The organism is Pseudomonas laurylsulfatiphila, from assembly GCF_002934665.1.
GTDB lineage: Bacteria > Pseudomonadota > Gammaproteobacteria > Pseudomonadales > Pseudomonadaceae > Aquipseudomonas > Aquipseudomonas laurylsulfatiphila.
On the sequence record NZ_NIRS01000003.1, the window covers coordinates 143,149 to 156,658 of the forward strand.

General features: G+C 55.8%; 10 protein-coding genes. 1 reads left to right on the forward strand and 9 read right to left on the reverse strand.

Annotated features, from left to right (window positions below; genetic code table 11):
- Positions 1–89: 89 nt before the first annotated feature.
- The 3 genes from CD175_RS11095 to CD175_RS11105 are packed head-to-tail and all read right to left on the reverse strand — an operon-like array spanning position 90 to position 4,574.
- On the reverse strand, positions 90–1,460 hold the full coding sequence (locus CD175_RS11095; protein WP_104449427.1) for a TolC family outer membrane protein: 1,371 nt from the start codon (positions 1,458–1,460) through the stop codon (positions 90–92).
- A gap of 35 nt (positions 1,461–1,495) precedes the next feature.
- Entirely contained in the window at positions 1,496–2,818 is a 1,323-nt protein-coding gene (locus CD175_RS11100) for an HlyD family type I secretion periplasmic adaptor subunit (RefSeq protein WP_104448951.1), read from the reverse strand.
- A 13-nt stretch (positions 2,819–2,831) separates the two neighbouring features.
- Entirely contained in the window at positions 2,832–4,574 is a 1,743-nt protein-coding gene (locus CD175_RS11105; RefSeq protein WP_104449428.1) for a type I secretion system permease/ATPase, read from the reverse strand.
- A 289-nt stretch (positions 4,575–4,863) separates the two neighbouring features.
- Here CD175_RS11105 and CD175_RS31890 point away from each other — a divergent pair, with 289 nt between their 5' ends.
- Positions 4,864–6,630, forward strand: a complete 1,767-nt coding sequence (locus tag CD175_RS31890) for a calcium-binding protein (RefSeq protein WP_104448952.1) — start codon at positions 4,864–4,866, stop codon at positions 6,628–6,630.
- A 117-nt stretch (positions 6,631–6,747) separates the two neighbouring features.
- Here the strand turns inward: CD175_RS31890 and CD175_RS11115 are convergent, their stop codons facing one another.
- The 6 genes from CD175_RS11115 to CD175_RS11140 all read right to left on the reverse strand — a co-directional run bounded on the left by CD175_RS11115 (position 6,748) and on the right by CD175_RS11140 (position 13,497).
- The gene (locus CD175_RS11115; RefSeq protein WP_104448953.1) at positions 6,748–7,083 is read right to left on the reverse strand and encodes a ComEA family DNA-binding protein; all 336 of its coding nucleotides are present in this window, start codon (positions 7,081–7,083) and stop codon (positions 6,748–6,750) included.
- Positions 7,084–7,195: 112 nt separating this feature from the next.
- A complete protein-coding gene (locus tag CD175_RS11120) occupies positions 7,196–9,190 on the reverse strand; it encodes a polysaccharide biosynthesis protein (protein ID WP_104448954.1) in 1,995 nt (664 codons plus the stop codon).
- A 103-nt stretch (positions 9,191–9,293) separates the two neighbouring features.
- Positions 9,294–10,319, reverse strand: a complete 1,026-nt coding sequence (locus tag CD175_RS11125; RefSeq protein WP_104448955.1) for an MraY family glycosyltransferase — start codon at positions 10,317–10,319, stop codon at positions 9,294–9,296.
- Positions 10,320–10,383: 64 nt separating this feature from the next.
- Positions 10,384–11,346, reverse strand: coding sequence for a UDP-glucose 4-epimerase family protein (locus tag CD175_RS11130; RefSeq protein WP_104448956.1), 963 nt, complete (start codon positions 11,344–11,346; stop codon positions 10,384–10,386).
- A gap of 20 nt (positions 11,347–11,366) precedes the next feature.
- On the reverse strand, positions 11,367–12,494 hold the full coding sequence (gene wecB / locus CD175_RS11135; protein ID WP_015093996.1) for a non-hydrolyzing UDP-N-acetylglucosamine 2-epimerase: 1,128 nt from the start codon (positions 12,492–12,494) through the stop codon (positions 11,367–11,369).
- Complete coding sequence (locus tag CD175_RS11140) at positions 12,487–13,497, reverse strand: polysaccharide biosynthesis protein (protein ID WP_015093995.1); 1,011 nt, start codon at positions 13,495–13,497, stop codon at positions 12,487–12,489. The genes wecB and CD175_RS11140 overlap by 8 nt, the downstream gene beginning before the upstream one ends.
- Between the last annotated feature and the right edge of the window lie 13 nt (positions 13,498–13,510).

A 13,510-nucleotide genomic window follows, 5' to 3' on the forward strand; every position in this document is an offset into this window, starting at 1 on the left:
CGCCTTTATCGCCGTAAAAACCAACATCGTTTTTTCGACGCCCCATCTTGCCCAACGCGATCCGCCAAGCGCGGTTAACGGGCGACAACTTATTCGCGCAGTGTCTCTGGTGAAGTGATCGTTTGATCATTCCCACTCAACCAGACATTGACGTTCTCGACACTTTCCTGCGACAACTTTCCAGCCCAGCGATTCAGGATAAAAAGGTTGGTTATAAAGTCGTACTGAGTCTTGAGCAAATCGCGACGTGCCGTGAACTCGTTCTGCACCGCCGTCAATACATCCACGGCATTAACCACGCCGTAGGTGAAAGCCTTTTCTGCTGCAATGCGCGACTGCTCGGCCGAAGCCAGTGCATTGCGATTGGCATGAATCTTTTCCACGCTTGAATCTGCAGTCAAATATGCGTTAGTCGTTTCCTTGACTACCTGACGACGTGTCGCCACCAATTGCTGTTCTGCGGTGAGCTGATCCTGATACAACTGCCTTACCCGAGCGGACGTCGTACCACCGCTATAGATCGGAATCTGCACTCCCACACCCGCGACATAGCTGTCGGTCTGCGGCGCCAACGAGTTGTTGTAACCCTCGTTGGTCTGTTGTGCGCTCAGGTTCAGATTGACCGTGGGATAGTGCCCGCCCTTACCGGCGCGCAGGGCAGCCTCGGCAGCCTCCTGCGCATTTTCACTGGCCTTGATCGCCGGATTGTCGGCGATCGCCAAATTCACCCAACTCTCCAGGCTTTCGGCGGACACCTTCAATTCGACGTCATTACGCACACGGCTCAGCTTCTCTTTGACCGGCCGTCCGATAATCTCCGACAACGCGACCCGGCTCAGGCTGGACTGGTTACGCGCATTGACTTCCTGGGCGGCCAGCGAATCGACTCGCGCCTGGAGATCCAGCAAATCGGTCACCATTGCCAACTGTTTGCTGTAGAGCGCACTGACCCTGTCGAGGTTTTTCTGGGTAGCCCTGCGCTCGGCCTGCACCAGTTCAAGTTCATCATCGGCAGCCAATGCAGCAAAGTAACGCTGCGCAAGATCCACCGTGGCCTCGGCCTGAGCCTCCTTTGATTCGGAGTCTGCCTGCTTTGCCAGGCTTTTGAAGTGCTGGTAGTTTTCCCAGGCAGCCTTGTTATACAAAGGCTGGGTCAACCCCACCGAATAGTTGCGACTGTTGTAGGCCTCGTCGACTTGAAGGTTGGTCTGTTTGATCCGGTTGTAACCGGCGTTAGCCGTTACCGAGGGCAACAGGCTGCCAAATGCCTGGTTTTGCTGTTCGACCCCGGATTGAGCCTTGGAGTAAGAAGCGATCACCCGCGGGTCTTCCAAGCGTGACTCACGGTACAGCTGCATCAAGTCAACCGAGTAGTTCTGCTTGCTGACCGAAGCCGTTGGCGGTGTCGTGATAGAGGACCGGGCGGCGGGCGCTTCGGCGGCGTGGACAGGCAATGCCATCGAACCCAACACCAGGCAGGGAAACAGACGCACGATCACTCCTCGATCATCGACTGGGCGATAACGTTACGTGCCGGCTGCATCAAGTACTGCAGCATGGTGCGCTCTCCGGTGTTGATCAATACGTCTGCCGGCATGCCCGCCAACAACTTGCGATCACCCAGTTTGCGCGCCCCTTCCCGAGTCACACTGATCCGGGCCAGGTAATACGGCGCACTGGTTTTCTCGTTGATCAGCCGGTCGCCGGAAACACTCGTCACTCGACCTTCGATGACAGGAGTCGTGGCCGTGTTGAAGGCATTGAAGCGAATGTCCGCCAACTTGCCGACAGCGATCCGATCGATGTCATTGGGCGAGACCTGCGCCTCGACCACCAGATCGGAAACCGATGGAACGATATCCAGCAAGGGCGTCGCGGGTCGCACGACGCCACCGATGGTGTGAACCGTCATGCCGATCACCATCCCGTCATCCGGAGCGCGGATAACCACCCTGCTCAGGCGATCCTCCAGCGCCGAGGCTTTTTCCTGCAAGTCATAGGCCTTGGTCTGGGTCTCTGCCAACTGCTTGGTAACGTCGGCGCTGAAGTCCTTGTCGATCTGCAGGATCTGCAACTGGGTTTCGTTGATCTGCAACCTGGTCTTGATGTTGGTCGAGCGGTGATCCGCCACTTCAGACTTGAGCAAGTCCAGCTTGCGTGCCTGTTCGAGCATGCGCTGCTTGTCGACAAAACCCTGGGCCAGCAATTCTTTCAATTCGGCAATTTCACCGCTATAGGATTCCTGCAAGCTGGTCTTGGTACCGATCATGGTGTCGGTTCCCTTGATTTGCTGATTCAACTGACCAATACGCTCTTGCAGGACCGATATTTGTCCAAGTCGCGAGCTGCGCCGTGCGTTGAACACCTGAGTCTCGCCGTAACGCGATTCGGAACTGCGCTGATTGTCGGAATTGAGGTCATTGGGGAACGCGATCATCGGCAGGCCATCCCGCTCGGCCAGCAAGCGCGCCTCCATTGCCCTGGTAGCGATCAACTGGCTGCGGGTCATTTCGTATTCGGAGCGCAGTTGAGCGTCGTCGAGCACGATGATCGGGTCGCCTTTTTTCACGACATCGCCATCATGGGCAAGCAGGTCCTTGACGATACCGCCCTCCAGATGCTGCACCGTCTTGCGATACGTTTGCACGGTGACGACACCCGGCGCGTAAGCCGCCCCGTCCAGCGGAGCAAACGCCGCCCATCCGCCAAACAGGCCGAACGTCACGAATACAATGAGAAATCCTTTACGGCGTACTGATCTGTCGGACATGGGCAGATCTGCGAAAGTATCGGCAGGAGTAGTGAGCGTGCGGTTCATCGATAACTTCCTGTCAAACTTCGGTCGAAGCGACTTCTGTGCCTGCCCGTGCGCCAGGCTTTTGCTGGGCGGCCAATTGATTCGCGTTGAGTTGCGCGAGGACCTGATCCCGTGGGCCGTACAAACTGATCGTGCCGGCGTTCATCACCAGCAAGCGGTCAAGCTGGGCCAGAATCGAGGTCCGGTGGGCGATCACGAAAACCGTTGCCCCGGTGAGTTTTATCTGTTGCAGCGCCAACGCCAGCGCCCGCTCACCGACCTCGTCCAGGTGAGCGTTCGGCTCATCCAGCACGATAAGCCGCGGGCTGCCATAGATTGCCCGGGCCAACCCGATACGTTGCCGTTGCCCACCCGACAGATTGATGCCGCCCTCGCCGATGACCGTATCGTAGCCATCAGGCAGCATCAGAATCATTTCGTGGACACTCGCGGTCCTGGCCGCCAGCACGACTTTATCCGGGTCCACGACACCAAAACGCGCGATGTTGTCGCTGATAGTGCCTTCGAACAATTCAATGTCTTGCGGCAAATACCCGAGGTGCGGTCCCAATTGGCTTTTGTCCCAATTGGCAATATCGGCAGCATCCAGACGGACGACGCCATGCTGTGGCTTCCATACGCCCACCAAGGCCTTGGCAAGCGTCGACTTGCCCGAGGCGCTTGGCCCGACGACACCGATCATTGCACCTGCCGGTGCGTTGAAACCGATGCCTTTGATGATCGGGGTCTTTGCTCCGGGAGCACCCAGGGTAAGGTTCTCCACCGTCACATGACCGATTGGAGCGGGCAATTGCATACGCTCGGGTTCGGCTTTTTGCTGGTCGAGAATGCCGTTCAGTCGTGCGTATTGTGAACGGGCAGCGATGAATCCTTTCCAACTGCCGATCATCAAGTCCAGGGGGGCCAACGCTCGCCCCAACAGCACTGAACCTGCGATTACCAGCCCGGGATTAATCTCATGACTAACCGCCAGATAAGCGCCGAGGCCAAGAATCAGTGATTGAACAAGCAGACGGAAAGTCTTGGATATCGACGTGATGATCCCGCTGCGATCGCTGGCTCGGGATTGCAGCAGCAGCACTTTCTTGTGCCGCAGACTCCAGCGTGACATGAGTGAGTCAAGCATGCCCATGGATTCGATGACTTCGGCATTGCGCAAATTCTTGTTGGTTTGCAGCGTTGCACCAATGCTCTCTTTATTGGCCTCTGCCAGAACCTTGCCCGTGGATTGCTCATTGATCCAGGCCAGCGCCAGCAGGATCACCGCACAACCGATTGCCGTCCAGCCATACCAGGGGTGAAACAGGAACAGCACCGCGACATAGATCGGCAGCCACGGCGCATCGAAAAAAGCGAACAGTCCGTTCCCGGACATGAATTGGCGCAGCCCGGTCAGATCGCTGAGCGGTTGGGCCGACGCGTCCTGGCCACCGCTCTCCAGGGCCCGTTTGAAACTGGCCCTGTAGACATCCCGGCCCAGCAACACGTCGAGCCTGGTGCTGACACGAACCATGATCCGCGAGCGTACCCACTCCAGCAGGCCCATCGTCACGAGCAGAAAGGTCAGAATAAGGGTCAACATGGCCAACGTCGTCAGGCTGCCGCCCGTGACGACCCGCCCATAGACCTGAAGCATGTAGAAGGTCGGGACCAACATCAGTGCGTTGATGAACAGGCTGAAAAAACCCACTGACATGAAACTGCTCCTGCAGGCCCTCAGGGCTTCCTGCAAGCTGTTTTCGGGCGTACTGCGTATCATCTCGGAGCTGACAACCTGGCGTGTTGATCGGGGATTGCGGGGCGCGCGAGTGTATCACCTGAACAACGATTGCAGAATGAAATCGCCAGTATCCCGGCTTTGCCCTGCAATCGACGAACAGCGCTGGCTCTTACTCTCTGAAGATTTATAATTCCAATATTGTTGATAATGGTTCTTTAACATACCGACCAAAGAACTGTAACATATATGAAATTTTGACCAGCAACGCCGTTTACAGAACGATTTGGATATCGGGAGCGGCTACCCAATCAGTATGGAGTCACTCTTGACCAATTATTTTTCTTTACTCGCCGATATCGTCCGGGAAGAAGCGGCTGCAACCGGCGCGTTGTTGCAAGACGTCGCCCGCGAACTATTGTCCACCAATACAACTCACGCGATGGGTGACTGGTGGGCTGCCCACGGCAATGACCCTTTCTATACCGCAGAGCAAATTTACAAAACCGTCACAGGTGACCCGACTGCCGAGCGCGCAGAACTTCTGTGCGGCAATATAGTTAACGTATTCAGCGGCCTCTGCTCGGAGCTTGGCCTGCAAAAACGCACCATCTGGACGTATTCAGACACCCAAGGGTTCTTTCAGGGACATACGTACCTTGAAGTTTTTAATACCACAACCAACAAGTGGGAAATTCAGGACGCGGACTATAACGTCTATTACACCGACGTTCGCACGGGCGAGCGTGTCGGTGTAAAGGACATGATGAACGCGGACGATATTGAAAATTTCATCCCGCATAATGCCAGTGAATCCGGATGGTCAGAGACAGGCGCAGAAGCCTTGCGCCTGGCCAATCTCTATGCAGCGCAAATGATCACTACGGAGCATAAGCTCTATACCAGTAACGACAGTCTCAGTGATACCTTGCTGGACAGTATTTCCAATACTCTTAGCGGAGTCTTTGACTATACAGTAGATAGCGGTATCGCCAGCCTGACCGCCACGCATCTGACAGATAGCGACGCCGTCACCAACAACGGCAGAGCCACGGTCACCGGCAGTTCGAGCGCTGACTTCATTTCATATGATGGCAGTTCACTCAGCCCGGTGTTCGCCACGCTCATCGGTGGCGCGGGCGATGACACGCTCGCGCTACGTTTTTCCGGCGGCCAACTTTACGGCAATGATGGCAATGACATCCTGATTGGCGGGCAGTCTTCAGATCTACTGGTTGGCGGTACGGGTGATGACTACCTGTCTGGCGGTTACGGTGCCGACCAGTATGCGTTTTCCAAAGGCGACGGTTTCAACGACACCATCGACAGTTTCGGTGTAGGTGCCGACCAGCTTGTTTTCCTGGGCGTCAGCGGTACCGGTGGTACCGGTCGTACGCAAATTTCGGAAAAAGAGTTCAACTTCAGGATTGACCAGAAACTGACCTCGGACGGTGTCTATCTTCGCTATGACACCGATGGTGACGCACGTTTTGATGGCGGGATGTTGATCGAAGGCCGTACGACACTGCTCACCGCCAACGACGCTACATTTATTTTCAACGCTGACCCACTCAAAGACTTCAATACGACTGCCGTCGCTAGCAATCCTGGTTCGGGGCTCGCCGAAAAAATCTACGGTGGCAGTGCGGCAGACAAAATCCTCTACACCGGCACGCTTGGCGCAGAACTGGCTGGCAGCATCACCGGAGTGAACAGCGGCAATGACATCATCCAGTCTCACTCGGATGCGAGCTGCGCGCTGTACGGTCACGATGGCAACGATGTATTGGTTGGAGGAAACGGCAGCGACTTCATCGTCGGCGGCACCGGCAACGACCTGCTGATTGGTGGAAAAGGGCGGGACGTCTTCGCATTCACCACAGGCTCGGGCTCAGACACCATCCAGGATTTCAAACAAGGTGAAGACACCCTGTACGTCTACGGCTGGACGACTACCAAGGCCGTGACGCAGACGCTGCAGGACAATGGGCTGGTTGTAACTTTCGACACCGCCGGTGACGGTGCTCACGGAGGTAGTATCACGCTACTTGGCCAGACCACCTTGCTGAACAATGCGGACCTGCTCTTTGCCTGAGTTCGGATGAGCGACAGCAACGCACCGCACAAGTAAAAAGGAGCTAGCCCGCCGGGTATAAGTCTCGCTACAGAAAAAGGCCGATCAATGATCGGCCTTTTTCGTTTCAATCACACCTCAGTTCACTTCGATCCTGTCGCGGTTTCTATCCAGAATCGCTTTGCCGATACCCGTCACTTCCAGTAATTCGTCAACTGACGCAAACGCACCATTGCTTTCACGATAAGCAACAATCGCTTTGGCTTTGGCCTCGCCCACTCCAGTCAACTCACGCTGCAGCGTAGGTGCATCAGCACTATTGAGATCGACTTTGCCGGATTGCGCCTTGGCGGTGACATCCTGCACCAACGGCGCATTCATGACCTCGGGTGCGCTGACAGGGGCGGCGATTGCCGTAAGAGAGGTGCTGGCGAGAAGGGCGAAAACCAGAGAATGGAAACTGCTTGTACGCATTAGTAAAGCTCCATGCCGTCGTTTGAGAAAGCAGCTTTTCCGAAGCTGCTCTCCAAACTTAGGCCATGACATCGAGCTGTCAAAAATGTGTACGTTACCAGATATGAAACAATCAGGGTTCCAGGCGGCGCTGTTGGTAGATCCAGTCGACGATCTCACCGTCCGGGGTGTAGCCACTGACGGTGTCGCGCAACAATTGACGGACGCGCGCATAGTCGTCCTGATCCACCGCAGCAAGCAACTCGGTCAGTTTGACCTTCAGCACATCCCAGGACAGATGATCCTCGTTGGCCGTCATGATCATCGGATGCTGGGTGGCCGCCACGTTGTCACCAATCAGCAGCTCTTCGTAAAGCTTTTCACCCGGACGCAGCCCGGTGAACTCGATAGCGATGTCGCCATGCAGGTTCTTTTCCGAACGGACACTCAGGCCGGACAAATGGATCATCTTCTCGGCCAGCTCGACGATCCTCACAGGTTCACCCATGTCGAGGACAAACACATCACCACCCTGCCCCATGGAACCCGCCTGAATCACCAACTGCGCCGCTTCCGGGATGGTCATGAAGTATCGAGTGATCTTCGGATGCGTGACCGTCAGCGGGCCGCCCGACTTGATCTGCTTGTGAAACAACGGAATGACCGAACCCGACGACCCCAGGACGTTACCAAACCGCACCATCGTGAAGCGCGTTTTGTTCACACGGGAGACATTGCTCGTATCGCCGAACAAAACCGGAGCCAACTCACGACTCAGCGCTTGCAACGTCAACTCGGCAAGGCGCTTGGTGCTACCCATGACATTGGTAGGCCGCACGGCCTTGTCCGTCGAAATCAGGACGAAGTTGGCCACTCCTGCCTGGAGTGCGGCCTGGGCCGTATTAAGCGTGCCTATCACATTATTGAGCACACCTTCGGCTATGTTGTGCTCGACCATGGGCACATGCTTGTAGGCGGCGGCGTGATACACCGTGTCTACTCGCCAGGTTTTCATGACATCCAGCAACTTGTCCGGGTTGCGAACCGATCCGAGAATCGGCAAGAGACGGATGGACAGCGACTCTCGAGCGACCCGCTGCTCCAGCTCGGACAAGATGGAGTAAAGATTGAACTCGCTGTGTTCAAACAGAAGAAGCGTTGTCGGGCGCAGCGCCAGAATCTGCCGGCAAAGCTCGGAGCCAATGGAGCCCCCGGCGCCCGTGACCAACACGGACTGCCCCGTGATGCAATGTTCGAGTAAATCAGCCTGGGCCGGGACGGCGTCACGCCCGAGCAGGTCGGCAATGTCTACTTCCTGGATATCGTCGACCTTGACCCGGCCACTGGCCAGATCCATGAAACCCGGGACGCTTCGAACGTGCAGCGGAAAGCCTTCGAGAAACCCGAGAATCTCGCGACGGCGTCCACGGTTTGACGAAGGGATAGCGAGGAGAATTTCCTGGGCACCAGTGTTATCGATCATCTGCTGGATGTGCTTGGGCTTGTACACCTGCAATCCGGAAATCACCCGGTCGGCGATCCCGCTATCGTCATCGATAAAGGCTACAGGCCGCATGGCGCGCCCCATCCGCAAGGCTGCAACAAGTTGATTACCCGCCGCCCCTGCGCCGTAGATTGCCACTTTCGGTAGACCGTCATCCCGGCTGGTGAACGGGACGTGCTGGGCGGCGCTGAACCAGTCGCCCATAAAGTACTGACGCATGGCCAGGCGCAAACCGCCGATCATGATCAGGCTCAACCACCAGTAGTTGAAAATGATCGAGCGCGGAACGACGTTTTGATGATTGCTGTACCAGTACACCACGACGCCAAGTATCAGGGACGATAGTGTCACCGCCTTGATAATGGCAATGAGCGCGTCATTTCCAAAGTAGCGCATGACCGCACGGTACATGCCAAAGCGAACGAAAAGAGGAATGGCGATGACAGGTGCACTGACAAAAAGCCAGACGTGCTGAGTGAACGGGTTGACCAGTTCGTCCAGCCCAAGTCGCACGACAAACGCCATCCACAGGGCACACCAGACCAGCGAAATATCAGTCAGGACCTGCAGAATGCGTTTATGTCGTCTTGGCAGACTTAACAACTTTGCCCGAATCTTATCCATAACCCCTCTAAACACCTGTCGAAGCTCCTAGCATTGATACAGCAACTGCAGCTTTCGGTAACTCACTTACCGACAAAGCAATACTCAAAAACCAATGCGTTCATCACGCCTTGCCAGCGATTTCCAACTCGCCCGCGTGAAACTTGAAAGCCAGCAACACCAGAGGCACGTAGGCCAGGACCACGCCTGCCACGCCATCGATATATTGCATGACGACCAATATAGCCAATGGCACTAACCACAACAAATTGATCGCAGCAATTGTCAGCGTGACCGCCCGATGGCTGCCATATTGTCGTGAAGCATACTGGTATCCATGGCTGCGATGGGCCTCATAAACCTTATCCCCACGCAACAGCCGACGAATGAGGGTAAAGGTGGCATCAACAATGAAGACGCCCAACAAAATGAGCCAGGCCCAAAGAAACAGTGGATTCGTCCATGCTGCATAGAGCGACATCACCGCCAGCACGATGCCCAGAAAACCACTGCCGGCATCGCCCATGAAAATCTTCGCTGGCGGGAAATTCCAGGCCAGGAAACCCGATACGGCCATCGCCAGCACCAGCGGAGCAATCGCAAGGCTGGTGTGGCCTGCGAACCAGTAGACCAGGCAAGCACCGACACAGGCACAAATCGCCTCGACGCTGGCCAGGCCATCAATGCCATCCATGAAGTTGTAGAGGTTGAGCATCCAGACCAGATAGAACGCACCGATGACATATCCGAACCAGCCGAGACTGAACTCGTAGCCAAACAGGTTGATCGGCGCCATCCCGCCAATCCAGATCAATGCCCAGATGGCACCTGCGAAATGCGCAAGCAGGCGCCAACGCGCGGCAATATGCCCATGATCGTCGAGAAACCCGATGATCGCGATCCAGCCGCCGGCCCCCAGCAGAGCCAGCGCCATCGGCCAGGTGACGGCATCTGTCCAGGCCAGGACTGGCAATGCGATCAGAAAACTCAGGACGATAGCCACACCACCACCCCGAGGGGTCGGGACCGAGTGTGAGCTACGCGCATTGGGAATATCTATCAAGCTGCGTGCCAGCGCGTATTTGCGCAATGCACCGGTGCCCAAGAATGAAACACCCACCACCAACGCCAACAACCAAATCGTGTTCAAAGGTCAACTTCCTGAAACAGCCAAAATCAATTCTGCAATTGAACCGGCATTGTCATAAGCCAGCTTAGCGCTGCCTTTCCTTGTAGTAGTTGGCAGCCGAGACAAGCGCCTCATCGACGCTGACCGGCGGAATCCAGCCCAGCAACTCTCGGGTTTTGCTGATATCGACTTGCAACGAACCGCACAGACGTTGCGACAAAGCCTTCTTGCCGAGCATCTGCGCCCCTCGTTCTAGCAACACGCTTGGCACAGGCAACAGGCGTGCAGGTTTACCCAATGCCTTTGCCATACGCGTCAACAGTTGTGTCGTTGACAGATCCTCCCCGTCGCTGACGAGAAAGGTCTGGTTGGCGGCGGCCGGATGACGGATGCAGGTCACGATCAAATCCGCAAGATTTTCCAGCGCGACCAGGCTGCGTCGATTATGGATAGCCCCGAATGGCAAGGGTATTCCCTTGTCCAGCCAGCGCATCATGTTGAGAAAGTTGGCTCTCACGCCCGGGCCGTAAACCAGTACCGGCCGGATGATCACCACTTCCATCGCGCAAGTGCTCGCAATTTCACGCAACCCTTGCTCGGCCTCCATTTTCGAAACGCCGTACGGATCACCAGGCGCGGGCGTCGCGTCGGCGAAGTAAGGTTGATTGAGCGGCGTACCTTCGCCATTCACCTTGATCGAACTGATGAACACAAAGCGACGAACACCCGACGAGGCTGCCTGTCGAGCGAGGCTTAGCGTGCCCTCGACATTCACCTTGCGAAACGCCTCCAGCGGATCGGATTCGGTGTCATTCATGACGTGAACCCGAGCCGCGCCATGAATGACAACCTCCACTTGATCCAGCGCCTGAGACCAATCGGTATCAGCACTGAGCCCGGCGGTTCGAACGGTCATAACGCGCGACGGACAGTCAGGCAGGGCGTGCCCACGAATGGCTGCCACCGGTTCCAGATCGTCAGAGGCCGCCAAGCGACCCAATACTGCGCGACCAACGAAACCCGTAGCACCTGTCAATAAAACACGCATTTTTCAAACCTCGACGACGCTCAGGATTTCGACCAGACAGTACGATTGATGTAGTCGGTGTAACTCAGCACGACCCGAACGACCTGCTTAGACACAGGACCTGCCTGGTAATCCCTGACGACCGGGATAACACGCTGGCTACGATCATGCTGGCTGGTAACGACACGTACGGCATCCAGAACGCCTTCCACTTTCAGGCCGCTCATGATGAGAGTGCCTTCATCCATCCCTTCCGGACGCTCGTGCGCATTACGAATGGTAATGGCGGGCAGATTCAGAAGAGAGGCTTCTTCGGTGATGGTGCCGCTATCGGACAGCACGCAGAACGCCGACATCTGCAACTTGATGTAGTCGAGCAGACCGAATGGTTTCGAGAAGCGAATCAGGGGATGGTCCAGCGATTCGCCTATCGCTTCCAGACGTTTGCGCGTACGAGGATGCGTGGAAACGATAATCGGGTACTGGTACTTGTCGGCCAGTGCGCGCAGCGTTTTGAGCAAGTCGCGAAGGTTTTCCGGCGTATCGACGTTTTCCTCACGGTGAGCGCTGATGATGAAGAACTTGTCCTGCTCCAGGCCTTCTCGCGCCAGCACGTCGGAAGTGAGGATTTTCGGCATGTAATAGTCGAGCACCTCCTCCATATGCGACCCGGTCTTGATGATGGTTTCAGGACGAATACCTTCAGCGATCAGGTAACGCCGGGCATGCTCGGTCAGGACCATATTGATATCGCTGAGGTGATCGAGCACCTTGCGGTTCAATTCTTCAGGGACGCGCTGGTCAAAACAGCGGTTGCCGGCTTCCATATGGAACACCGGAATCTTGCGGCGCTTGGCGGCAATGACGGCCAGACAGGTATTGGTATCGCCGTAGAGCAGAAGTGCATCAGGCTTTTCAGCCTCAAATACTTCGTCCGCCTTCGAAATGACTTCGGCGATGGTCTTGGCTGCGGTATCGCCGGCAGCGCCCAGGAAATAATCAGGCTTGCGAATTTCGAGATCATCGAAAAAGACCTGATTCAATTCGAAGTCGTAATTTTGACCCGAGTGAACCAACACATGATTAACCTGCTTATCAAGCTCGGCAATAACGCGGCTCATCTTGATAAGTTCTGGTCGCGTCCCGACCAGCGTCATGACCTTAAGCATCAAGTTGCTCCTGAATGTATTCCAGATTCAACAGAACTTTCTTCACGCCTTCTACATCGAGACGCTCGGTGTTGTGGGAGGTGTAATCGTCGAGATCGGAAATTTCCTGCTCGCCCTCGACAAAAAACTTCTTGTAGTTAAGGTCGCGATTGTCCGAAGGGATACGGTAGTAGCGCCCCATGTCTTCGGCCTTGGCCATTTCTTCTCGGGAGATCAGCGACTCGTAGAGTTTTTCGCCGTGGCGAGTACCGATGACCTTGACGGCATTGTCGCGAACAAACAGTTCCTTGAGTGCCTGGGCCAGGTCCGCCACTGTCGAGGCTGGTGCTTTCTGGACGAAAATATCACCTTGCTCGGCATGCTCGAACGCGTGCAGAACCAGGTCAACGGAATCCTCGAGCGACATCAGGAAACGTGTCATGTTCGGGTCAGTGACGGTCAGCGGCTCGCCACTCTGCAGTTGATTGATGAACAACGGGATCACCGAACCACGCGATGCCATGACGTTACCGTAGCGGGTTGCGCAAATCACCGGGCCTGTCGCCGGAATCATCCGCGATTTGGCAACCATCAGCTTTTCAGCCATGGCCTTGGAAATACCCATGGCATTGATCGGGTATACCGCCTTGTCGGTACTGAGTACGACAACGCGTTGCACACCCGAAGCGATGGCCGCATTCAAAACGTTCTCGGTACCCATGACGTTGGTACGCACGGCTTCCATCGGGTAAAACTCGCAGGAAGGCACCTGTTTCAGGGCGGCGGCGTGGAAAATGTAATCTACACCCACCATCGCCTGATCCAGGCTGTCGCGATCACGCACGTCACCGATGTAGAACTTCACCTTGTCATTCGACAAGGCAATGCGCATATCTTCCTGCTTCTTCTCGTCACGGCTGAATACGCGAATCTCTTTTACATCGGTATCCAGAAAACGCTTCAACACCGTATGGCCAAACGAGCCCGTACCGCCCGTGATCATCAAAACTTTATTATCGAACATAACTACCTTCCCA